This is a genomic window from Hydrogenophaga palleronii (assembly GCF_031457455.1).
Classification (GTDB): Bacteria; Pseudomonadota; Gammaproteobacteria; order Burkholderiales; family Burkholderiaceae_C; genus Hydrogenophaga; species Hydrogenophaga palleronii_A.
In genome coordinates, this window is sequence record NZ_JAVDWU010000001.1 from 790,099 (window position 1) to 811,956 (window position 21,858).

General features: G+C 61.2%; 22 protein-coding genes. 18 read left to right on the forward strand and 4 right to left on the reverse strand.

Translation table 11 applies throughout. From position 1 onward, the window contains the following. The first annotated feature begins 87 nt into the window (after positions 1-87). The 7 genes from J2W49_RS03695 to J2W49_RS03725 all read left to right on the forward strand — a co-directional run bounded on the left by J2W49_RS03695 (position 88) and on the right by J2W49_RS03725 (position 7,504). Positions 88-1,053, forward strand: a complete 966-nt coding sequence (locus J2W49_RS03695; RefSeq protein WP_310311675.1) for a LysR family transcriptional regulator — start codon at positions 88-90, stop codon at positions 1,051-1,053. 5 nt (positions 1,054-1,058) lie between these two features. After that, positions 1,059-1,871, forward strand: a complete 813-nt coding sequence (lgt, locus tag J2W49_RS03700; protein ID WP_310311677.1) for a prolipoprotein diacylglyceryl transferase — start codon at positions 1,059-1,061, stop codon at positions 1,869-1,871. Positions 1,872-1,972: 101 nt separating this feature from the next. Beyond that, complete coding sequence (locus tag J2W49_RS03705) at positions 1,973-2,638, forward strand: GntR family transcriptional regulator (RefSeq protein WP_310311679.1); 666 nt, start codon at positions 1,973-1,975, stop codon at positions 2,636-2,638. Positions 2,639-2,723: 85 nt separating this feature from the next. After that, entirely contained in the window at positions 2,724-4,103 is a 1,380-nt protein-coding gene (locus J2W49_RS03710; protein WP_310311681.1) for a malonyl-CoA decarboxylase, read from the forward strand. 47 nt (positions 4,104-4,150) lie between these two features. Continuing rightward, positions 4,151-5,137 (forward strand): Bug family tripartite tricarboxylate transporter substrate binding protein, encoded by a 987-nt coding sequence (locus J2W49_RS03715; RefSeq protein WP_310311683.1) that lies wholly within the window; start codon positions 4,151-4,153, stop codon positions 5,135-5,137. A 5-nt stretch (positions 5,138-5,142) separates the two neighbouring features. After that, entirely contained in the window at positions 5,143-5,913 is a 771-nt protein-coding gene (locus tag J2W49_RS03720) for an enoyl-CoA hydratase/isomerase family protein (protein WP_310311685.1), read from the forward strand. A 34-nt stretch (positions 5,914-5,947) separates the two neighbouring features. Further along, entirely contained in the window at positions 5,948-7,504 is a 1,557-nt protein-coding gene (locus tag J2W49_RS03725) for a malonate--CoA ligase (RefSeq protein WP_310311687.1), read from the forward strand. Here J2W49_RS03725 and J2W49_RS03730 read toward each other — a convergent pair. Both J2W49_RS03730 and J2W49_RS03735 read right to left on the reverse strand, forming a co-directional pair. Beyond that, a complete protein-coding gene (locus J2W49_RS03730) occupies positions 7,494-8,876 on the reverse strand; it encodes an MATE family efflux transporter (protein ID WP_310311689.1) in 1,383 nt (460 codons plus the stop codon). The genes J2W49_RS03725 and J2W49_RS03730 overlap by 11 nt on opposite strands. An 83-nt stretch (positions 8,877-8,959) precedes the next feature. Continuing rightward, positions 8,960-9,403, reverse strand: coding sequence for a universal stress protein (locus J2W49_RS03735; RefSeq protein ID WP_310311691.1), 444 nt, complete (start codon positions 9,401-9,403; stop codon positions 8,960-8,962). Positions 9,404-9,653: 250 nt separating this feature from the next. Between J2W49_RS03735 and J2W49_RS03740 the strand changes: the two genes are divergently transcribed. The 9 genes from J2W49_RS03740 to J2W49_RS03780 all read left to right on the forward strand — a co-directional run bounded on the left by J2W49_RS03740 (position 9,654) and on the right by J2W49_RS03780 (position 17,756). Then, positions 9,654-12,092: a heavy metal translocating P-type ATPase gene (locus tag J2W49_RS03740; RefSeq protein ID WP_310311693.1), complete on the forward strand. Its 2,439-nt coding sequence runs from the start codon at positions 9,654-9,656 to the stop codon at positions 12,090-12,092. 29 nt (positions 12,093-12,121) lie between these two features. Continuing rightward, on the forward strand, positions 12,122-12,259 hold the full coding sequence (gene ccoS, locus J2W49_RS03745; RefSeq protein ID WP_310311694.1) for a cbb3-type cytochrome oxidase assembly protein CcoS: 138 nt from the start codon (positions 12,122-12,124) through the stop codon (positions 12,257-12,259). Between the two features lie 69 nt (positions 12,260-12,328). Further along, the gene (gene ccoN / locus J2W49_RS03750) at positions 12,329-13,774 is read left to right on the forward strand and encodes a cytochrome-c oxidase, cbb3-type subunit I (protein WP_310311696.1); all 1,446 of its coding nucleotides are present in this window, start codon (positions 12,329-12,331) and stop codon (positions 13,772-13,774) included. 11 nt (positions 13,775-13,785) lie between these two features. Then, positions 13,786-14,406 carry a cytochrome-c oxidase, cbb3-type subunit II gene (ccoO, locus tag J2W49_RS03755; protein ID WP_310311698.1) on the forward strand — a complete coding sequence of 207 codons (621 nt, stop codon included), beginning with the start codon at positions 13,786-13,788 and terminating at the stop codon, positions 14,404-14,406. A gap of 14 nt (positions 14,407-14,420) precedes the next feature. Continuing rightward, positions 14,421-14,558, forward strand: coding sequence for a cbb3-type cytochrome oxidase subunit 3 (locus J2W49_RS03760; protein ID WP_310311700.1), 138 nt, complete (start codon positions 14,421-14,423; stop codon positions 14,556-14,558). A 26-nt stretch (positions 14,559-14,584) separates the two neighbouring features. Then, positions 14,585-15,493: a cytochrome-c oxidase, cbb3-type subunit III gene (gene ccoP, locus J2W49_RS03765; protein WP_310311701.1), complete on the forward strand. Its 909-nt coding sequence runs from the start codon at positions 14,585-14,587 to the stop codon at positions 15,491-15,493. A gap of 185 nt (positions 15,494-15,678) precedes the next feature. Next, complete coding sequence (gene ccoG / locus J2W49_RS03770) at positions 15,679-17,052, forward strand: cytochrome c oxidase accessory protein CcoG (protein WP_310311703.1); 1,374 nt, start codon at positions 15,679-15,681, stop codon at positions 17,050-17,052. 40 nt (positions 17,053-17,092) lie between these two features. Continuing rightward, positions 17,093-17,389 carry a nitrogen fixation protein FixH gene (locus tag J2W49_RS03775; RefSeq protein WP_310311705.1) on the forward strand — a complete coding sequence of 99 codons (297 nt, stop codon included), beginning with the start codon at positions 17,093-17,095 and terminating at the stop codon, positions 17,387-17,389. Between the two features lie 79 nt (positions 17,390-17,468). Beyond that, entirely contained in the window at positions 17,469-17,756 is a 288-nt protein-coding gene (locus tag J2W49_RS03780; RefSeq protein WP_310311707.1) for a hypothetical protein, read from the forward strand. Between the two features lie 95 nt (positions 17,757-17,851). On the opposite strand, the gene fnr is transcribed toward J2W49_RS03780, so the two are convergent. After that, entirely contained in the window at positions 17,852-18,571 is a 720-nt protein-coding gene (fnr, locus tag J2W49_RS03785; RefSeq protein ID WP_310311708.1) for a fumarate/nitrate reduction transcriptional regulator Fnr, read from the reverse strand. 177 nt (positions 18,572-18,748) lie between these two features. Between fnr and hemN the strand changes: the two genes are divergently transcribed. Next, positions 18,749-20,128, forward strand: a complete 1,380-nt coding sequence (gene hemN / locus J2W49_RS03790) for an oxygen-independent coproporphyrinogen III oxidase (RefSeq protein WP_310311710.1) — start codon at positions 18,749-18,751, stop codon at positions 20,126-20,128. Positions 20,129-20,162: 34 nt separating this feature from the next. Further along, positions 20,163-20,834: a sulfite exporter TauE/SafE family protein gene (locus J2W49_RS03795; protein ID WP_310311711.1), complete on the forward strand. Its 672-nt coding sequence runs from the start codon at positions 20,163-20,165 to the stop codon at positions 20,832-20,834. Here the strand turns inward: J2W49_RS03795 and J2W49_RS03800 are convergent. Beyond that, positions 20,820-21,755: a DMT family transporter gene (locus tag J2W49_RS03800; RefSeq protein WP_310311713.1), complete on the reverse strand. Its 936-nt coding sequence runs from the start codon at positions 21,753-21,755 to the stop codon at positions 20,820-20,822. The two genes, J2W49_RS03795 and J2W49_RS03800, sit on opposite strands and share 15 nt — an antisense overlap. Between the last annotated feature and the right edge of the window lie 103 nt (positions 21,756-21,858).

Consider the following 21,858-nt stretch of genomic DNA (forward strand, 5'->3'; position numbering starts at 1 on the left):
CTCGTGTGTGGGGAAAAGAGGGCAGTATGCGGCAGGGGCGGCGTGTTTTCCAATAGCTTTGGCTGGCGGATTTGATACGCTCAGCATATGAATGGGTCATCCAGATCGCTTCGCATTGAATTGCGGCAGTGGCGCCAGTTTGTTGCGCTGGCTGAAGAACTTCACTTCGGCCGGGCCGCGCTGCGCCTGCACATGACCCAGCCTCCGCTGACCCAGGCTATTGCCGGGCTGGAGGTGGCGCTGGGTGTGCGCTTGTTTGATCGCACTCGGCGCAGCGTACAGATCACGCCCGCCGGTGCGGCATTGCTGCCAGAGGTTCGCGAGTTGCTGTCGCGGGCGCAGGCGCTGCCTGAACTGGCGCGTGCGGCTGCGGCAGGCGAGTTGGGCCGGCTGCGGCTGGCGTTTGTATCCACCGTGGGCTTTGATCTGCTGCCGCGCTGGGTACGGGCTTTTCGCGAGCAGTGGCCGCAGGTGGCGCTGGAGTTGATTGAGGCCACGGGCGACGTGCAGCTGGATCTACTGGCGAAAGCTGAGGTGGACGCCGGCTTCGTGCTGCATTCACCCGGCTTTGCCGCCGCCGGACTCACGCAGATGCGCATTGCCAGCGAACCACTGGTGGTGGCTTTGCCGGAACACCACCCACTGGCGAAGCTGGATCGACCGGCGCTCAAAGACCTCTTGTCGGAACCCTTGGTGATCTTTCCCCGGCGCATCCTGCCCTCGCTGCACGACGCTGTTTTTGCGTTGTACAACGCAGCGGGTCAGGTGCCACGGGTGGCGCAGGAGGCCATTCAGATGCAGACCATCGTGAATCTTGTGTCTGCAGAGCTTGGCTTGGCCTGGGTGCCGCAGAGCGTGTGGCAGTTTCAGCGACCGGGGATCGTGTACCGGCCAGTGGAATGGCCCAGGGGCAGGGCGGTGCCCGCGTGTGAAACCAGCCTGGTCTGGCGGCCGGATTCGGTGAGCCCGGCACTGATGCATTTTCTGAACTTCGCGCGCGAACAAGCTGTCACAGGCCTGCCCAGGGGTAGTCAAGGTCCAAAGGCACAATAGGCCACATGCTCCAACATCCCCAAATCGATCCCGTTGCCCTCCAGCTCGGCCCGCTGTCCATTCACTGGTATGGCCTCACCTACCTGATCGCCTTCGGGCTGTTCATGTGGCTAGGGCACCTGCGTTTACGCCACCCGGCGTTTGCGGGCGCCAGTCTTGCTCTGCCCTGGACCCGGCGCGACGTGGAGGACATGCTGTTTCTGGGCGTGCTGGGCGTGATAGGCGGTGGCCGCCTGGGCTACTGCCTGTTCTACAAGCCGGCTTATTACCTGCAGAACCCGCTGGAGGTCTTTTTCGTCTGGCAAGGGGGCATGAGCTTTCATGGCGGCATGCTGGGAGTGGCGGCGGCCATGCTTTGGTTTGCACACAGCCGCAAGCGCCCGTTTCTGCATGTCATGGATTTCGTGTCGCCCTGTGTGCCTACCGGGTTGGCGTCAGTGCGCCTAGGCAACTTTGTCAATGGCGAATTGTGGGGTCGGGTGTCCGACCCATCGTTGCCCTGGGGCATGGTTTTTCGGGGTGCGGGCGATCTGCCCAGGCATCCCTCACAGATCTATCAGTTCTTGTTGGAGGGTGTTCTGCTGTTCGTGTTGCTGTGGGTGTACGGCAAGAAGAAGCATGCCACCGGGCAAGTGACTGCGGCCTTTCTTTTTGGGTATGGTGTCTTCAGATTCATTGCGGAGTTCTTTCGTGAACCAGACGCACATCTCGGCTTTTTGTCTCTGGGCATGACCATGGGCCAATGGCTCTGTGTTCCCATGATTCTGGGCGGCGCGGGTCTCTGGATCTGGGCTGGCCGTCGAAACACCTCGGTATAAAGGCGGGGGGAAACCCTGAGGCAAAAGACTTGCTTCCGGAGTTCTGCTCATTCATAATTACCGGTAATTACAGGTAATTCTGCTGACGCAGAGCATGCAAAATGCGCGTTGTTTCGAACTCCCTTCATGATGAAGTTGCCGCCCGGTTGCGGGACCTAATCTTTTCTGGCGAATTGCTGCCGGGCGCGTTCGTCGATGAAGTGGCTATCGCCCAACAGCTTGAGATATCGCGTACCCCGTTGCGTGAAGCACTCAAGGTGCTGGCAGCCGAGGGCCTTGTGCGCCACGAGCAGCGCCGGGGCTGCTTTGTCAACCAGGTCACGGAGCAAGACCTTGACGAAATCTTCCCAGTGATCGCGCTGCTTGAAGGACGGTGCGCGTTCGAGGCCGCGCGAAACGCCACCGAAGCTGACATCGCGGCGCTGGAAACGCTTCACGAGCGACTCAACAAGCACGCCCGCGCGGGCCGAATCACCTCGTACTACGAGGCGAACTTTGCGATCCACGAAGCCATCATCACGCTGGCGAACAACCGCTGGTTGGCTCAGGTGATTGCCGACCTGCGCAAGATCCTCAAGCTGGCCAGACTTCAGCAACTGCACGCCCCGGGCCGCTTGCAACAAAGCCTGTCTGAACACATGGCGGTTTTTGCTGCGTTGAAAGCGCGGGATCCGGAAGGCGCCGAAGCCGCCATGAAGACCCATCTGACAAGACAACGTGAGGCATTGCGTGAACTTGCGCGCAGTGGTCGATCGAAACTGGCATGAGCGACAAGGCAGCAACTTCACCGCCCGCCCACTACCTGGCTGTCAGCGATTTCAGGCCATGGCGGGCGAACATGGGAGTCAATCTATGAACACATCGGAATGGATCAACCGGGGCGTGACGATGCTTCGCACCGGGCCGCTGAAAGGCGTGGCGCAAGCGGCGGAGGTGCTGTCCAGTCCGACCAAGGCGGTGGCAAGGTCGACAAAAGAGCGCCTTGGCGCGACGCTTCGGCGTGAGGAAGAGGCGCTGTCTCCCAGAGTGCTGCGGCGTACGCTCGTTGAACTCCGGTCGATCGTCGACCCCAAGGTCAGCGAGGTCGAGGGGGGGCGCCGCGCACGTGGAGTGGCTGGCTGGTACGCCAGCGCCACACCGGAGCAACGCTATGACATGTGGCTGCTGATGAGCGAGCAGTTCGTGGCCGATCCTGCGAAGGTGAAGGCGGCACAGGCTCAGTACACAGCCGCCGTGGGCACGCCGGACGAAGCGGCTGCAGAGGTCAACTACCGCCGGGCCACGGTGTCTCCCAGGCGGCGTTTGTTGCAGCGCTTCAGCGTCAACCCGGAAGGCATTCGTTTTCTGGTCGATATGCGTGCAGAGATGCAGCCTCGGCTAAAGACCGACAGGCGACTGATGGCCCTTGACGTTGAGATGGAGTACATGTTTTCCACCTGGTTCGACGTCGGCTTTCTTGACCTGCGTCGAATCAGCTGGGATTCGCCTGCGTCCTTGATAGAGAAGCTCATCAAGTATGAGGCCGTGCACGACATTCGTGGCTGGGCCGATGTCAAGAACCGGCTCGACTCGGATCGTCGCTGCTATGGGTTTTTCCACCCAAGGCTGCCTGAAGAGCCGCTGATTTTTGTGGAAGTGGCCCTCATGGACGACATGGCGTCCAGCATCACGCCGCTGCTGGATGAATCGGCTGCGCCAGCCAATCTGTCCAGGGCCACCCACGCCATTTTCTATTCCATCAGCAACACCCAGACCGGACTCAAAGGCGTGAGCTTTGGTGACTCCCTCATCAAGCGCGTGGTCGAAACGCTGAAAGACGAATTCCCCAAGCTCAAGACGTTTGTGACGCTGTCGCCGATCCCGGGCTTGCGGTCCTGGCTAACAAGAAATGCGTCTCCCGATTTGCTCAAGGCTTGGGAGCAGGTGCTTGAACTGCCAGCCAGCGCGCCAGAACGGGCAGCGCTGTTGAGCATGGCTGCCCAGTACCTGGCGCGCGAAATGCGCGACGGTAAACCGCTCGACCCTGTGGCGCGGTTTCACCTGGGCAACGGCGCACGCGTCGAGCGAATCAATTGGGCGGGTGATCCGTCCATCAAAGGCATGAAGCAATCGTACGGGTTGATGGTGAACTACCTGTACGACCTCAAGCGACTTGACCGGCACCGGGCACTTCTGGCGCAGGGCAAAATCCCGACGGCTCCCGCCGTAGGCAAACTGATGCCACCTCCATAAGAGACTTTGGACTGGCACAACACATTGACAACAACAGGAGACAACGCATGACATGTTCCATTTCCCGGCGTACTGCACTGGGTGCTGCCCTTGCCGGACTGGCCAGCCACACCTTTCCGCTTCACGCGCAGTCGACCTGGCCCACCCGCCCGGTCAACATGATCGTGCCGTTTCCCGCCGGGGGAGGTACCGATGCGTTTGCGCGACCCATGGCGACACAGTTCTCGAAACTGACCGGCCGCCAATTGGTGATCGACAACAAGGGGGGAGCAGGGGGCACACTGGGCGCCACGCTGGCCGCCAGGGCCACACCCGATGGCTACAACCTGTTCATGGGCGCGGTGCATCACACCATCGCGCCGAGCATGTATCCCAAGCTCGAATACGACCTGGAGAAAGACCTGGAGCCTCTGATCCTGGTGGCCAGCGTGCCGCAGGTGCTGGTGGTGAATCCGAGCAAGGTGTCGGCAACGAACTTCGCCGATTTCCTGAAACTCGTCCGCGCCAATCCTGGAAAGCTTAACTACGGTTCTGCAGGCAATGGCACCTCGCACCACCTGGCTGGCGAACTGTTCAAGCAGCAGACCCGCACCTTCATCACCCATATTGCTTACCGCGGCGCCGGCCCGGCCCTGGGCGGCCTGATTGCGGGTGATGTGGAAATGATGTTCGACGGGCTCGGCTCTTCGGCTGCGCATATTCAGGGCGGGCGCATCAAGGCGCTGATGGTCTCCGGCGAAAAGCGCAACGCGGCGTTGCCCGACGTGCCATGCGCAGCCGAACTGGGCCTGCCTGACTACACCGTCACCACCTGGTACGGTGTCTGGGCACCCAAAGGAACGCCTGCAGACGCGCAAGCCAGGGCGATCGAGGAGCTTCGGAAAGCCTGCCAGACCGAGGACGCCAAGGCCGTCTGGGGCAAGCAGGGTGCCTCGTTCCCGGACCTCAGTGGCGCCCAGTTTGACGCGTTCATCAAAGGTGAAGTGCGCAAGTGGGCACAGGTGGTCAAGGCCTCCGGTGCCAAGCTGGACTGACCATCATGAGCGGACAGGTGCACTGCGAGATCCACGGCGTGCTGGCGCGGGTGCGCCTGTCCCACAGAGGCAAGTTCAATGCCATGTCGCGCGCCATGTGGCGCTCTTTGCGCACTGTGTTCCTGGATCTCCAGCACCATCACGCACTGCGGTGCGTTGTTGTGAGCGGCGCCGATGGGCATTTTTGTGCCGGTGGCGACATTGCGGAATATCCTTCGTTCCGCTTTGACGAAGCGGCGTTGCGCACCTTCCACGAAGACGAGGTGTGGGGTGGCCTGTCAGCGATGCTGGACTGTGACCTGCCGGTCGTGGCGTGTATCGATGGCAACTGCATGGGCGCCGGCATGGAGATCGCCAGTGCTTGCGACATCCGCGTGGCCAGCACCTCGGCCCGCTTTGGTGCGCCCATCGCACGACTGGGGTTTCCCATGGCGCCGCGCGAAGCGGCCCTGGTGGCGCGTGCGGCCGGCGAACTCACCGCCCGTGAGATGCTGCTCGGTGCTGCTTTGCTGGATGCCGCCGAGATGAGGCAGCGAGGCTTTCTGAATCAGGTGGTACCTGCGGAAGAATTGGCGCAGGCGGTCGAACAACGGCTGGAAGGCATGACCCAGCTGGCGCCCCAGGCTGCCCGAATGAACAAACAAACCCTGCGTGCGTTGGCGCGCGGGGATGGCGCCTCAGGGGCCTCAATGGAGAGTTACCGGTATGCAAACAGCGCCGAACATCGGGAAGGCATAACCGCATTCATGGCCAAACGAACCCCGAAATTCGTTTGACACGCTTCACAACAACAACTGACCCAGCCATCTCATGAGCAATCACAACCTGTTTGTCGCCTTGCGCAAGGCGTTCCCCGCAGACCTCGACGCCACCGCTGTGGAAACGGTGGGTGGCTCCGCTTCGTCGCTCCATTACAGCTGGCGGGATCTTGACCAGGCCACGGCAATGATGGCCAACCTGCTGGCTTCACTGGATCTGCCCAAGGGCGCCCGGATTGCCGTGCAGGTGGAAAAGTCGGTGGAAGCCTTGATCCTGTATCTGGCCACGCTGCGCGCGGGGTATGTCTTCTTGCCGCTGAATACCGCCTACCGCAGTGCCGAGATCGAGTATTTCATCGGCAACGCGGAGCCTTCGGTGGTGGTGTGCAGTCCGGCCAACTTCGGCTGGGTGTCCAAGATCGCTTTCAACGCCGGAACGCGCCATGTCTTCACGCTGGACGATGAGCGCCATGGCAGCCTGCTGCAAAGGGCGAGTCATCACAGCACAGACCACACGCCGGCCGTCTGTGCGGCCGATGACCTGGCCGTGATCATCTACACCAGCGGCACCACCGGACGCAGCAAGGGTGCCATGCTGACCCACGGCAACATCCTGAGCAATGCGCAAGTGCTTCGTGAGTACTGGTGCTGGCAGCCCGGCGATGTGCTGATCCACGCGCTGCCCATCTTCCATGTGCACGGCCTTTTTGTTGCCATTCACGGTGCCCTCATCAATGGCAGCCCGATGTTGTGGCTCAACAAATTTGACCCTGCCGAGGTGGTGGCCCTGTTGCCCAGGGCCACGGTGTTCATGGGCGTTCCCACGCTGTATGTGCGCATGCTGTCGGAGTCCGCCCTGACGCGCGCGCAAGCTGCGCACATGCGCTTGTTCGTTTCCGGTTCAGCGCCGCTGCTGATCGAAACCTTCAAGGCGTGGCAGGAGCGCACCGGTCACACCATCTTGGAGCGCTATGGCATGAGTGAAACGGTCATGTTGACGTCGAACCCGTGTGGGCCGGATGCCCGCTACGCAGGGCAAAGCGAGCGCCGCGGCGGCACCGTGGGTTTTCCCTTGCCGGGTGTGACGCTCAAGGTGGCTGGTGACGCAGGCCAGCCGCTACCCGCTGGCGAGATCGGCAGCATCCAGGTCAAGGGGCCCAATGTTTTCAAGGGCTACTGGCGCATGCCCGAGAAAACCGCAGAGGAATTCACCGTGGACGGGTTCTTCAAAACCGGCGACGTGGGGCGTGTGGATGAACGGGGCTATGTGACCATCGTGGGGCGCAGCAAGGACCTGATCATCAGCGGTGGCTACAACGTGTACCCGGCGGAGATCGAGGCCTGCATCAATGACATGCCCGGCGTGGCCGAGAGCGCCGTGGTAGGGGTGCCGCATCCCGATTTTGGCGAGGTGGGCGTGGCGCTGGTGACCGCGAAGCCGGGGGCAGAGCTCGAGGGTGCTGCGATCGTTGCGTCGCTGAAAACCCAACTGGCCAATTTCAAGATTCCCAAACACTGCTGCGTGGTGCCGGAACTGCCGCGCAACACCATGGGCAAGGTACAGAAAAACGTTTTACGGGACAGTTGGGCGCACCTGTTCACGTCTTGAGGGCGTCGTCGGTGGAGGCCTCTCGCTCGATCCGCTTGAGGACCTTGCGGCAGAGCAGGGCGCCTGCCAGCCCGAACATCACCACACCCAGCCCGTAGCCTGCCATCACGCCGCGCGCACCGAACCATTGCGCGCCAAGCCAGATGAACGGCACCACTCCCAGCGTGGCGCGCCCCCAGTTCAACGCGGTGGAATAGAAGGCAAAGCCCAGGTTGTTGAAGGCGGCATTGGCGACGAAGAGCGCGCCGTTGAACATAAAACTGCCAGCAACGAACACGCAGAAAAAGACAATCAGTTCACGTGCCTCCCCGGCGGCGCCAAAGGCATCGGCGATCCAGCCGCTGGCCATGGCCAGCAGCACCCACACGACAGTTACATACACCAGCACCACCTTGAGACTGTCGCGCACGGTCGCGCGCAGGCGGTCGTGGCGTCGGGCACCCAGGTTCTGACCCAGGATAGGACCTACCGAGCCGGAGAGGGCAAACAGCGCCACAAACGCTACCGGAATCAGCCGCACGATCACCGCCCAGCCTGCCACTGCGCTGTCACCAAAATCGGCAATGGCGGCTGTGACGAAGGCGTTGCCCACAGGTGTGGCTACCTGCGTGAGCACGGCCGGCACGCCGATAGCGAGGAAGGGGCGCAAGGTGTTGTGCAAAACAGGCATGGCGGGCCACACGAGCAGCCGGTGCACCCTCAGCAGGGCGTGCAGGCCGATGCCCACCATCGCAAGGCGTGTCAATACCGTGGCCACCGCCGCGCCATCCAGGCCCCATCCCAAAGCAAAGATCAGGATCGGGTCGAGTACCGCGCTGATGGCGCCGGCGCCCAGTGTCACGAACATGGCGCGTCGCGCATCACCCAATGAACGCAACAGGGCACCCAGGCACATACCCAATCCCAGCGGAATGGCCGAAGGCAAGACGATGCGCGTGAACCGCAGGGCGAGTTCGGCGGTTTCGCCGCTGGCGCCCAGCGCGCCGAGCAAGTACCTGAGGAAAGGGAAGGTGAGCACGACCGCTGCGGTCATGAACAAGGCCATCAGCAGCATGGACGCACCCGCCAGCTGCTGTGCGTGTGGCCGGTCGCCACGCCCCAGGGCGCGCGAGGTAAGGGCTGTGGCCGCGATGGACAGGCCAATGGCAAGGGATGTCAGGAAGAACAGCAGTGTGCCCGCATAACCCACAGCAGCAGCCAGTTCCTTCTGCCCCAGCAGTGAGATGTAGAAGAGGTTCAGCACGTCCACGAAAAAGACCGCCGCCAGCCCGATCGAGCCGGTGGCGGTCATCGTAATGACGTGTCCGAGTGTGGAGCCGGTGACGAACTTGCCGCTGGTCACAGGATGGGGTGGGGAGGATGCAGAGGTCATGCGGGCGTGGGTGGCCCGCGCACTCTACTCCTCACCGGATCGCCGGGTGCGACCCCCGGTTTTTTTGGAGGGAAGCCCGTGCTTCAGCGCAACACGAGCACCGGTGTATGGGAGTGCGTCAGTACCTGCTGCGTTTCACTGCCCAGCAGCAGCCGTTTCAAGCCACGGCGCCCGTGAGACGCCATGACAATGAGGTCGCATTTGTTGCGCTTGGCCGTGGCGATGATGGCCTCGGCAATCAGATCGGACTTCACGGTGACGGGCTTGACCTTCACCTCGCGCAGCTGGCCCGCGGACTTCACGGCGTTCACCGCCACCATGGCTTCCTCCTGCCATTGTTTCTCCACGCGCGCCACTTCTGCCGCTGCCAGCGCAACACCCCCTTCAAAGTAGGTCTGTGGGTAGCGGGGCACCACTTTCAATGCCACCACGTCTGCACCGGTGAGGTCCGCCAGATTGAGGGTGTGCTCCACTGCGCGTTGCGACAGCTTGGAGCCGTCGGTCGCGACCAGAATGCGTTTGTACATAGGTATCTCCTTGATAGCGTTGAAAGTGAACTTGCACGTTCCGCACCCCGTGCTTCGGACGTGCGACGCATTCTTTCTGAAATGGCCAAGCAAGCTCTGCGTGACGATTCTCTGGCCTGTGTCGTGCCTGGTCAACGAACACGCTTGCCATGCAGCGAACGCCTGTGGTCCACTGCTTCTGTGACACTGCACGAGACTAACAAGGATCAACCGATCGGGGTTGACCTAGGTCAACCGAGAGGAGCGACCATTGAATTACGCTCGGGGCATGAACCAGGCCGCCACCTTGCCCCCGGTGGGGCCTTCGAAACCTGCCGTATCGCCCACGCTCCAGCCGGCGGGTGGTGAAGAGCGCATGACCAAAAGCGCGGGTTGGCTGGGCGAACACCAGGGCCCTCTCACGGTGACCGACGATTTTTCGGTGTTGGACGACCCGGTCGAACAGAGGGAATTCACCGAGTTCACTGAAGAGGATGGGCAGGCCAGGGCCCATTCGGTGCTCATGGTGCAGGGCATGTATTGCGCAGCGTGCGCGGACACGGTCGAATCGGTGCTGCAGGATGTGCCAGGCGTGGAGCGTGCCCATGTGCATGCCGCCACCCGCCGCCTCAGCTTGCAGTGGGATCCCGCTGTCACGCAGATGTCGACCCTGGCCCAATACGTAGGCAAAGTAGGGTACCGGTTGTTGCCACTGCAACAGGCCCTGTCCATCAGCGAGCGGCTGGCCGAAACCCGTCAGGCGCTCTGGCGCTTGTTCGTGGCGGGCTTTTGCATGATGCAGGTCATGATGTACGCGTGGCCTGCGTACGTGACAGAACCGGGCGACATACCTGCAGACATCGTGCAACTGCTGCGCTGGGCGAGCTGGGTATTGACTCTGCCGGTCATTTTCTTTGCAAGCGGACCCTTCTTTCAGAGCGCGTGGCGCGACCTCAAACTGGGGCGCGTGGGCATGGACACGCCCGTGTCCGTCGGCATTCTCGTGACATTCCTGGTGAGTTCGGCCGCGACTTTTGATCCCACGGGACCCTGGGGGCAGGAAGTATGGTTTGACTCGCTGACGATGTTCGTGTTCTTCCTGCTGGGTGGACGCTACCTGGAACACAAGGCACGAGACCGCACGGCTGGCGCACTTGACAGCCTGATGAACCGGTTGCCAGAGGTGTGCGAGCGGCAGCGTGCCGATGGCACTTTCGAGTCGGTCTCGGTGCGCAGGCTGGAGCTGGGCACCGTCGTTCGCGTCCAGGCAGGGCAGGCCTTTCCGGGCGATGGCGAATTGCTGAGCGCCTCCGCGACCGTGGACGAGGCCTTGCTGACGGGTGAATCGCATCCGGTGACCCGTTCCACGGGTGAGGGCGTGGTCGCCGGCAGCTTCAATCTGGGCGGGCCGGCGCTGGTGCGGGTCGACAAACTGGGGCGCGATACCCGGTTCGCACAAATCGTGAATTTGATGGAGCAGGCCTCGACCGAGAAGCCCCGGCTGGCAATTCTGGCTGACCGGATCGCCACGCCCTTCCTGCTGCTGGTCATATTGGCGGCATTCTTTGCTGGCTGGTACTGGTGGCAGATCGATCACACCAAGGCGCTGGCCGTGGCTGTGGCCGTCTTGATCGTGACCTGCCCCTGTGCGCTTGCCCTGGCCACCCCGGCGGCCATGCTCGCTTCGGCTGGCTCATTGGCGCGACGCGGCATTCTGGTGCGTCGGCTGCAAGCATTCGAATCGCTGGCGGGGATCAACACCGTGCTGTTTGACAAGACCGGCACGCTCACCCACGACCGGCTGGTGCTGCAGGACGTGCGCACCCGCGCTGGCACCTCTCGGGAACAAGCGCTGCAACTCGCGGCGGGGCTTGCTGAGTCGTCCCTGCACCCGGTGTCTCGTGCGCTCGCCCTGGCCGCAAAGTCCGAATGCGGTTCCAATGCGATCCGACCGATCTGGGCCACCATCTCTGAAACTGCCGGCCAAGGGATGCAAGGCATCACCGACGATGGCCTCGAAGTTCGCCTGGGCTCATCCGCGTTCTGTGGTGTGCAAACAGAGCCGATCAGCGATCCGGACAGTCCGCGGGCGCACCTCAGCGACCGAGCGGGATGGGTGGCCACGTTCGAGTTGCAGGAAGGGCTGCGTGCAGATGCGCGCTCAGCCGTTCAGGCCCTGCGCGACATGGGCATCGGCACCTGGTTGCTTTCAGGCGACAAAGAAGGCGCGGCCCGTCTGGTGGGACAGGCGATCGGGGTGGACCGTGTGATCGCCGGTGCGACGCCAGAGCGCAAACTGGCCGAGGTCATCGAATTGCAGGCCAAGGGTGTGCGAATCGCCATGGTGGGCGATGGCCTCAACGATGGTCCTGTCCTGGCCAGGGCAGACACGTCGTTTGCACTGGGACATGCAGCCCCGCTGGCGCAGGCACAGTCCGACTACGTGATTCAGGGCGGGCAGGTGATGGATGTGGTGCGCACCCTCCAGCAGGCCCGGGCGACCATGCGCACCGTGCGCCAGAACCTGATCTGGGCCGGGGTCTACAACGCAGTCTCGGTGCCCATGGCCCTGGTTGGCTGGATGCCTCCCTGGCTGGCGGGACTGGGTATGGCCGCGAGTTCGCTCCTGGTGATCGGTAACGCCATGCGACTGGCGCGACGCACCGGCCCGGACAGTCCATTCAACCTGGACTCCCCAGAGGCCGCGTAGCTCTTCATCTCTTTAACAAAGGGTTCAACATGGACATCCTGTATTTGCTTGTGCCGATTTCCGTGCTGCTTGTCTTTGTGATCATCGGCATCTTCTGGTGGGCACTGCAAGGCGGGCAGTTCGACAACATCGAACGCGAGGGAGAGCGCATTCTGGGGGGCGATTGACGTAAGTCAAGGCGGCCCATGGGGTCCGTGAGGACACTTGGCAAAGTGACACTAAAGAGGAGTTCCCTGATGTCCGTGACAACAAAGACAGGCCAATCGGCGGTCTACAACGACAGTGTGGTTCGGTGGTTCGCCATTTCGTCCGTGATCTACGGCGTGGTGGGCATGCTGGTGGGGGTGATCATCGCGGCCCAGTTGACCTGGCCCGAGCTCAACATGGGCATCGAATGGTTGACCTATGGCCGGCTGCGACCACTTCATACCAATGCGGTGATTTTTGCTTTTGGTGGCAGCGTGCTGTTTGCCACCAGCTACTACGTGGTTCAGCGAACCTGCCACACCCGGCTGATCTCCGACAAGTTGGCCTGGTTTACTTTCTGGGGCTACAACCTGGTGCTCATACTGGCGGTGATCACGCTGCCCCTGGGCATCACCAGCAGCAAGGAATACGCAGAGCTGGAATGGCCCATTGACCTCTTGCTCACCGTGGTGTGGGTCGCCTACGCCATCGTGTTCTTCGGCACGGTGGGCATCCGAAAGGTGCGCCACATCTATGTGGCCAACTGGTTCTTCGGTGCCTATATCATTGCCGTGGCGCTGCTGCACATCGTCAACAGTGCAGCCATTCCGGTCAGCCTGACCAAGTCCTACTCGGCCTATGCGGGCGTGCAGGACGCCATGGTGCAATGGTGGTACGGCCACAACGCTGTGGGCTTCTTCCTCACGGCAGCCTTCCTGGGCATGATGTACTACTTCATCCCCAAGCAGGCCGAGCGCCCGGTTTACTCCTACCGCCTGTCCATCGTCCACTTCTGGGCGCTGATCTTCACCTACATGTGGGCAGGTCCTCACCACCTGCACTACACCGCGCTGCCAGACTGGACGCAATCGGTCGGTATGGTGTTCTCACTGATCCTGCTGGCACCCAGCTGGGGCGGCATGATCAACGGCATCATGACCCTGTCGGGTGCCTGGCACAAACTGCGCGACGACCCCATCCTGCGCTTCCTGATCGTGTCGCTGTCGTTCTACGGCATGTCCACGTTCGAGGGTCCGATGATGTCGATCAAGACCGTCAACGCCCTGTCGCACTACACCGACTGGACCGTCGGCCACGTGCATTCCGGTGCCCTGGGCTGGGTGGGTCTGGTCTCCATGGGCTCGCTGTACTACCTGATTCCCCGCCTGTTCGGTCAGAAAAAGATGTACTCGGTGCCCGCCATTGAACTGCACTTCTGGATCGCCACCATCGGCATCGTGCTGTACATCGCGGCCATGTGGATCGCCGGCGTGATGCAGGGTCTCATGTGGCGTTCGGTGAACCCCGACGGCAGCCTGACCTACACCTTCGTCGAGTCGGTGAAAGCCACCTTCCCGTTCTACGTGATCCGTCTGCTGGGTGGCGTGCTCTACCTGAGCGGCATGGTAGTCATGCTCTGGAACGTGATCATGACCGCGCGTCAAGGTCGCATCGTTGATGTGCCTGTGGCCAACGTCAACCCCGCACACGCCTGAGGAGCAACAACATGGCCAACAATCAAAAACTCACAGGTCACGCCCGCATCGAGACCAACAACTTTCTGATGATCGTGCTGATCACCCTGGTGGTCGCCGTCGGCGGGTTGGTGGAAATCGTTCCGCTGTTCTTCCAGAAATCGACCACCCAGCCCATTGAAGGTCTCAAGCCCTACACGGCGCTGCAGATCGCCGGGCGCGACATCTATGTGAAGGAGGGTTGCTACAACTGCCATTCGCAGATGATCCGGCCGTTCCAGGCAGAGACTCTCCGGTATGGGCCTTATTCGGTGGCGGGTGAATTCGTCTACGACCGTCCCTTCCAGTGGGGTTCCAAGCGCACGGGTCCCGACTTGCACCGTGTGGGTGGCCGTTACAGCGACGAATGGCACCGCATTCACCTGAACAATCCGCGCGATCTGGTGCCGGAATCGAACATGCCCGCCTATCCCTGGCTGGAAAAGAAGCTGGTGGACGAGAACGGCCTGCCCAAGCGGATGGAAGTGCTGCGAATGCTGGGTGCACCGTACACCGATGAAGAAATCGCGGCGTCCGTCGAAGACGTGAAGGGCAAGACTGAGCTGGAAGCCCTGATCGCCTACCTGCAGGTGCTTGGCACCGCACGCAAGTAAACAAGGAGATCGACGTGGAAATCAACGATCTGCGCAGCATCGTCACCGTCGTCAGCCTCTTCACGTTTGTAGGCATCGTGATCTGGGCTTGGTCCAAGCGGAACAAGGCTGATTTCGACGAAGCGGCCCGTTTGCCGTTCACCGAAGACTGAACCACGGCATCAACAAGAGAAACATCATGAGCGACTTCACAAGCGATTTCTGGCACTACTATGTGGCCGGTCTGACGTTGGTCAGTATCGTTGCCTGTCTGATTCTGCTGTGGATCAGCGGCACCACCAAGGCGGCCACACACGCCGACAACACAACGGGACACGTGTGGGACGGCGATCTTCAGGAGATGAACAACCCTCTGCCCAAGTGGTGGGTCTATCTGTTCGTCATCACGGTCGTCTTTTCGCTGGCGTATGGGGTGCTCTATCCCATGTTCGGCAAATACCAGGGTGTGCTGGGCTGGACTTCCCGCGGTCAGCACACCGCAGAAGTGGAAAAAATGCAACAGGCCATCGCGCCCATCTACGCCAAGTTCAACGACATGAAGCCAGAGGACTTGGCGGGCGACGCACAGGCGATGGCCATTGGCGAGCGATTGTTCATGAACAACTGCGCGCAATGTCACGGATCCGATGCCCGTGGGGCACGCAGCTTCCCCAACCTGACGGACGGTGACTGGCTGTGGGGTGGCGACGCGCAGACCATTAAGACCACGATCACGGAAGGCCGCATGGGTGTGATGCCGCCAATGGCTGCGGCCGTTGGCAGTGCCGAAGACGTTCGCAACCTGGCGCACTATGTACTGAGCTTGTCGGGAAGCCCGAGCGACTCCATCCGCGCAGCGCTTGGAAAGGACAAGTTTGGTGCTTGCGCGGCTTGTCATGGCATGGATGGCAAGGGCAACACGGCGCTGGGGGCACCCAACCTGACCGATGGCATCTGGTTGCATGGCTGGGGCGAGGAGGCCGTGATCCGCGCCATCAACAACGGGTTCACGAATCAGATGCCTGCCCAGAATGCTCTGTTGAACGAAGCGCAGATACACGTGCTGAGCGGCTACGTCTGGGGACTCTCCAACAGGCCAGCAAACTGACGCACCGCGCTATGCCTTTGACGACCGGACAGGTTGTCAAAGGTGCATCTCAATAGCCAGCGCGATCAGCTACCAATTTTTGGACCCACGTGAGCTCAACCACACCAGACCACAACCGCATCATTCCCATTGTCCCCGTTGATCCCGAATCAGGGCAGGGCGGCAGCAGGGGCGATGAGGAGGAAATGGTCTCACTCTACGCCTCTCGCCAGAAGATCTACCCGCGCTCCGTGGCGGGGGTTTTCTCTTCATGGCGCTGGATCACGGTGTGGATCACGCAGATCGTGTTTTATGGCTTGCCCTGGCTGGAATGGAACGCGCGACAGGCCGTGCTCTTCGATCTGGAGGCGCGGCGTTTCTACATTTTCGGGCTGGTGCTTTACCCGCAGGACTTCATCTACCTGACGGGTCTGCTGGTCATTTCGGCGCTGTCGCTGTTCCTGTTTACAGCTGTGGCAGGTCGTTTGTGGTGTGGGTTTGCCTGTCCCCAGACGGTTTACACCGAGATCTTCCTCTGGATTGAAAAAAAGGTTGAAGGCGACCGGTCTGCGCGCATGCGGCTGGATCAATCGGCGTTTTCGGTTCAGAAGTTCGGCAAAAAGTGGCTCAAGCACGCCTTGTGGATCGCCTTTTCGCTTTGGACCGGGTTCACCTTCGTGGGTTACTTCACCCCCATTCGCGAACTCGCTGCGCTGTCGCTGGCGGCATCGCTGGGTCCCTGGCAGACCTTCTGGATCTTCTTCTATGGCTTTGCCACCTATGGCAACGCCGGCTTCATGCGCGAGCAGGTGTGCAAATACATGTGCCCTTATGCGCGCTTTCAGAGCGCGATGTTTGATCGCGACACCATGATCGTCACCTACGATGAGAAGCGGGGAGAGCCGCGTGGCGCCAGATCCAAAAAGGCCGATCCGAAGGCGCTGGGCCTGGGAGCCTGCGTGGACTGCACGCTGTGCGTTCAGGTCTGCCCAACCGGCATCGACATCCGCAAGGGGCTGCAGTACGAGTGCATTGGGTGTGCAGCGTGCGTGGATGTGTGCGACACCGTGATGGACAAGGTGGGGTATCCGAGAGGACTCATCAAGTTCTCGACCCAGAACGGCATGGCACAAGGCTGGAGCAGCCGGCAGATGGTGAAGCGCGCGCTGCGACCCAGGGTGCTGATCTATTCCGGCATTCTTCTCGCGATCACCTTGGCGGTCGCAGTCAGCCTGTTCATGCGCACGCCTCTCAAGGTGGACGTGATCCGGGACCGGGGGGCGCTTGCCCGCATGGTAGAGCAAGGCCGCATTGAAAACGTGTTCCGGCTGCAGATCATGAACGCCACCGAATCCACTCAGCGCTACGTGATCTCGGTGACGGGTTTGCCGGGCATAGAGATCGCATCCGACACCGAGATCGAGGTCCTGCCTACCGAGGTGCGTTCGGCGGCGGTCCGGGTGCAGATCCCGCCAGATGCGGCCACCACCGGTTCTCACACGATCCACTTCGACATCCGGTCTACCGGTGACGACGTTTCACAGGTGTCCGAAAAGGCGGCCTTTCTGGTTCCGCGATGACAGCTGCAGCTCATCGCCACTATATTTCTGAAGACATTCCATGAGCAACACGTCCCTGATGCCCTCATCTCCCAAGTCAGACACCCCTTGGTGGAAAATTCCACATGTGCTGCTCATTCCGGCGCTTCTCCTGAGCGGCGTGGTGGCCACCAGTACCATGGTGGTTATCTCCTCCATGGACCAGGATCCGGTACTTGACAAGGAGGTGTACGAGCGCGAGCGACGCGCAGCGCTGGCGCTTGAAGGGCAGGCAAAAGTCGATGCATTGATGGCTGTGCAACCTGCTCAGCAAGGGCGAAATCACGCCGCTTCGCCTCTCGTTCCCACTGACAATTGAACGCAGGTCGGGCCACCTGGCGCTACCTGGTGGATAGTCGTCCTGCATCATTAGTGAACAACCCCGAGGAGGCACCCCCATGTGGGCACAGCGCTTGATGTGGATTGCATGGCCGGCCTTTATGGTCGCCGCTGTGCTGGAGATGGTGGTTTTTGCCCTTGTGGACCCGGGAGACCTGCACTGGTTTGGCGCGCCGCTGGCGTTTTCGCGTGAGGCGGTCTATACGATGGCGTTCTTCGTGTTCTGGGGTGCCACCATGGTCTCCAGCGCCTTGACGACCTTGCTTGCCATTTCCCCCTTCGAAGTCAACCGGTGCCCGGTGCCTGAAGACCAGCGGCCTGAAGATTGCGCTCGGGGTGGTTGCTGAGTGCGGGTGACGCCGTAATCAAAAAAAAGCCCCGCCGGACAGATGGCCATGCGGGGCATTGGTTGCTGCGCTGGCATGCCAGCGTCCAGCCGTGATCACCGGCAGTTCTGTGAATTCACGATTTCCTTGAGACCTTCGGTGCTCTTGATGTGTACATAGCGCTGCTTGACGTCAATGATCCCGTCTTCCACAAACTTGGAGAAGGTGCGGCTCACCGTCTCCAGCTTCATGCCGAGGTAGCTGCCAATTTCCTCTCGCGTCATTCGCAGGATCAACTCCGACTGCGAGAAACCGCGGGCATGCAGACGCTGAACCAGGTTGAGCAAAAAAGCCGCAAGACGCTCGTCTGCCCGCATGCTTCCAAGCAGCAACATCACGCTGTGATCACGAACGATCTCACGGCTCATGATCTTGTGCACGTGGTGCTGCAAAGTGGTGAACTCGCGCGATAGCTCTTCCACCTGATCGAATGGCATCACGCAGACCTCGGCGTCCTCCAGGGCAATGGCGTCACAGGAATGGTGATCGCTCACGATGCCGTCAAGTCCGATGATCTCGCCAGTCATCTGAAAACCGGTGACTTGATCGCGACCGTCGGCGGTGGTCACGCAAGTTTTAAAAAATCCTGAGCGCACCGCATACAACGAAGTGAAGCGCTCACCGGTGCTGAAAAGTGCGGCTCCCCGCTTGACCCGGCGCCGGGTGGAAATCACGTCATCAAGCTTGCTCATCTCCGCCGAGTTCAGACCCATCGGCAGACACAACTCGCGCAGGTTGCAGTTGGAACAAGCGACTTTGATACTCTGTGCGTCCATGGTTTCCTATCCTTTTCGAACCTAGCTTAACCCATTGAGAGAACCTCTGTCGAGAGAGATGCCGGAGGCGGGCACTTGCCAGGGCGGGGAGAACGAAAGCTCAGTGGGCTTGATCAACATCAAAGGCCCTTGGCTCGGCTTGATGCACATTCACTCCACTGAATTGGAGGTTTGTCCGTGAGTCACGTTGTATCCCCTGAATTGCTCAGCCGCTTCGATGTGCCGGGGCCGCGCTACACCTCGTACCCCACTGCGGACCGGTTTGTCGAAGCCTTCACTGAACAAGACTACATCCAGGCGCTTGAGCAGCGCCGCGCGGGCTCGATGGCGCTGCCGCTTTCCCTCTACGTCCACGTGCCGTTCTGCGAGTCGGTGTGCTACTACTGCGCCTGCAACAAGGTCATCACCAAGCACCATGAGCGCGCCGCAGAATACCTGCGTTACCTCTCGCGTGAAATGGAGCTGCAGGTGCAGCATTTTGGCCAAGGTCACAGCGTTTCCCAACTGCATCTGGGTGGTGGCACCCCCACCTTCCTGTCAGACGCCGAGCTAGAAGACCTGATGAGCATGATACGGCGCCATTTCACATTGGTGCCAGGCGGAGAGTACTCGATCGAGGTCGATCCACGCACCGTCACCGAAGAGCGCTTGCAGACCCTCGCGCGCCTGGGTTTCAATCGGCTGAGCTTTGGCGTGCAGGATTTTGACCCTGCTGTTCAGAAAGCGGTGCACCGGGTGCAGCCAGCCGAGCAGGTGTTCTCCCTGGTCCAGAGCGCGCGAAAGATCGGTTTCGAGTCGATCAACGTCGACCTGATCTACGGCTTGCCGCTTCAAACGCCGGAGTCGTTCGCACGCACGCTGGCCCAGGTCAACGAACTGCGGCCCGACCGCATTGCGCTGTATGCCTACGCCCATCTGCCTGCGCGCTTCAAGCCTCAACGTCGGATCCTGGCGGCCGAGTTGCCCAGCCCCAGAGACAAACTGGCCATGCTCTCGGCTTCGCTCGACAGTCTGGTGGGCGGTGGTTATGTGTACGTGGGCATGGACCACTTTGCTTTGCCTACCGATGCGCTTGCTGTGGCCAAGCGGCAGGGGCGCTTGCATCGTAATTTTCAAGGCTACAGCACGCAACCCGACTGCGACCTGATTGCCCTGGGCGTGTCGGCCATTGGCCGCATTGGCGCCACCTACAGCCAGAATGCCAAGACGCTGGAGGAGTACTACGACAGTCTGGACCAAGGCCGACTCCCCATTGTTCGGGGGCTTGCGCTTTCTCGCGACGATCTGCTGCGACGCTGCGTGATCATGTCGATCATGTGCCAGGGCCAGTTGCTCTTTGAGTCGGTCGAACTGGGTCACCTCATCGATTTCAAGACCTACTTCGCTCGCGAGCTGGAAGTGCTGGCCGAGCTGGCCAACCACGGCCTGGTGACGATAGACGACAGCGGTGTGCAGGTCACGTCCACGGGGTGGTATCTTGTGCGCGCCATTGCCATGGTGTTTGACAGGAATTTGCAGGTCGATCGGGATCGGGCCAGGTTCTCCAAGATCATCTGAGCGGATACGGCGCGCCACTGCTACATTGACAGGCATGCAAACTTCGATGGCGATCACGGCTCTGTTCATGGGCCTGGTGGGCGGACCCCACTGCGTGGTCATGTGTGGCGCAGCCTGCGCTGGTATTGGGCGCGCTGCTGGTGATCGGGGCACCAGAGCCCTGTTGACTTTTCAACTCAGTCGCATGCTGGGTTATGCCCTGGTGGGGGCATTTGCCGCCGGTTCCGTTCAGGGACTTGCCTGGTTGGGCACCAACACAGCCGTCGTTCGCCCTGTCTGGACGATGTTTCACGTCGCGGCACTCCTGCTGGGGGCCGTGCTGATGTGGCAGGCCAGGCAACCCGTCTGGATCGAGACGCTGGGTCAGAACGTCTGGCGCAAAGCCCGCCCGGCACTTGTCCGCATGGGGCCGCGCGCCCCGGTGGTACTGGGTGTGGCATGGGCGCTGATGCCATGTGGACTTCTGTATTCGGCGCTGCTGGTGGCATCGCTGTCGGCCAATGCTCTGGAGGGCGCGGCGATCATGGCGCTGTTCTCTCTGGGGACCTCAATCTCCTTGACCGCAGGTCCCTGGTTGCTGTTGCGCCTGCGCCAAGCAGGCACGGGTGCCTGGGGCATTCGACTGGCAGGTCTGGCCTTGGCCGCCACATCCGGCTGGGCCCTGTGGATGGGCATCACGGACCCCACCGGTCTATGGTGTGCGTGACAGGCGGGAGCGCCGGGCGGGCAGGGTGGCCAGCACCAAGCCCAGCAAGGCGATGCCAAACGCCACGAGTTGAACACTGGTGAGGCGCTCTCCCATGAACAGCACCCCGATGGTCGCCGCGCTGATGGGCAGCATCACGGAGAACACACCTGCCTGAGACGCAGGCACCCCCTTCAACCCGGTCATCCACAACCAAACTGTCCATACACTGGCCGCGAGTCCATAGAACACCAGCAGGCCCCAGACCGGAAGGCTGACGGCACTGAAGTCAAAACGCATTGCCGCCCACACGCCCAAGGGGGTCACCAGTGCGAACCCCCACAGGTTGATGATGGCTGAAATGCGTTTGGGTCCCAGCCCATCCGTGAGGCGCTTTCCGATCACCACATAGGCAGCTTCGCACACCACGGCCGCGAACACCAACAAATTGCCCAACAACGCGCGGTCCATACCGAACAAGGCAGGCGCCTCGGGCGTGGCGGCAGGGGTTGCGCCCCCTTTTTGAAGCGAGAACAGGCCGATTCCGATCGCTGCACATGCGATGCCTGCTGCGCTGCGACGGCCGATACGTTCTTTGAGGAACAGCCAGCTCAGAAGCGCCACCATCGCCGGGATGGAGGACATCACCACCCCGGCGGCCACAGCGGTCGTCATGCTCACGCCAAACAACATGCAGATTGAAAACATGAAGTTGCCCAGAAACGACTCCAGAAACAGCAGTTTCCGGGTGTGTGGCGATAGCCGAGGTTCATCTGCCGGCTTTTTCAACCAGCGCCACATGGCCAGACCGCCGATGCCGAAGCGCAACCATGCAAGCAAGAAGACGGGGAACACGAGAACCAGTGGTTTGGAGAGTGCCACGTAGCTGCCAACAAGAGACATGCTCAGACCAAGGCATGCGTAGGCCCACCAGCGACTCATAGGTAATCAGAAGAAATGTTGAACGGTAGGCACAGGTCGTGAATCATGCCTCAACGAAGCGAGCGGGCCATCTTCTGCTGCTCCATGGGGGAGGCGTCTTCCA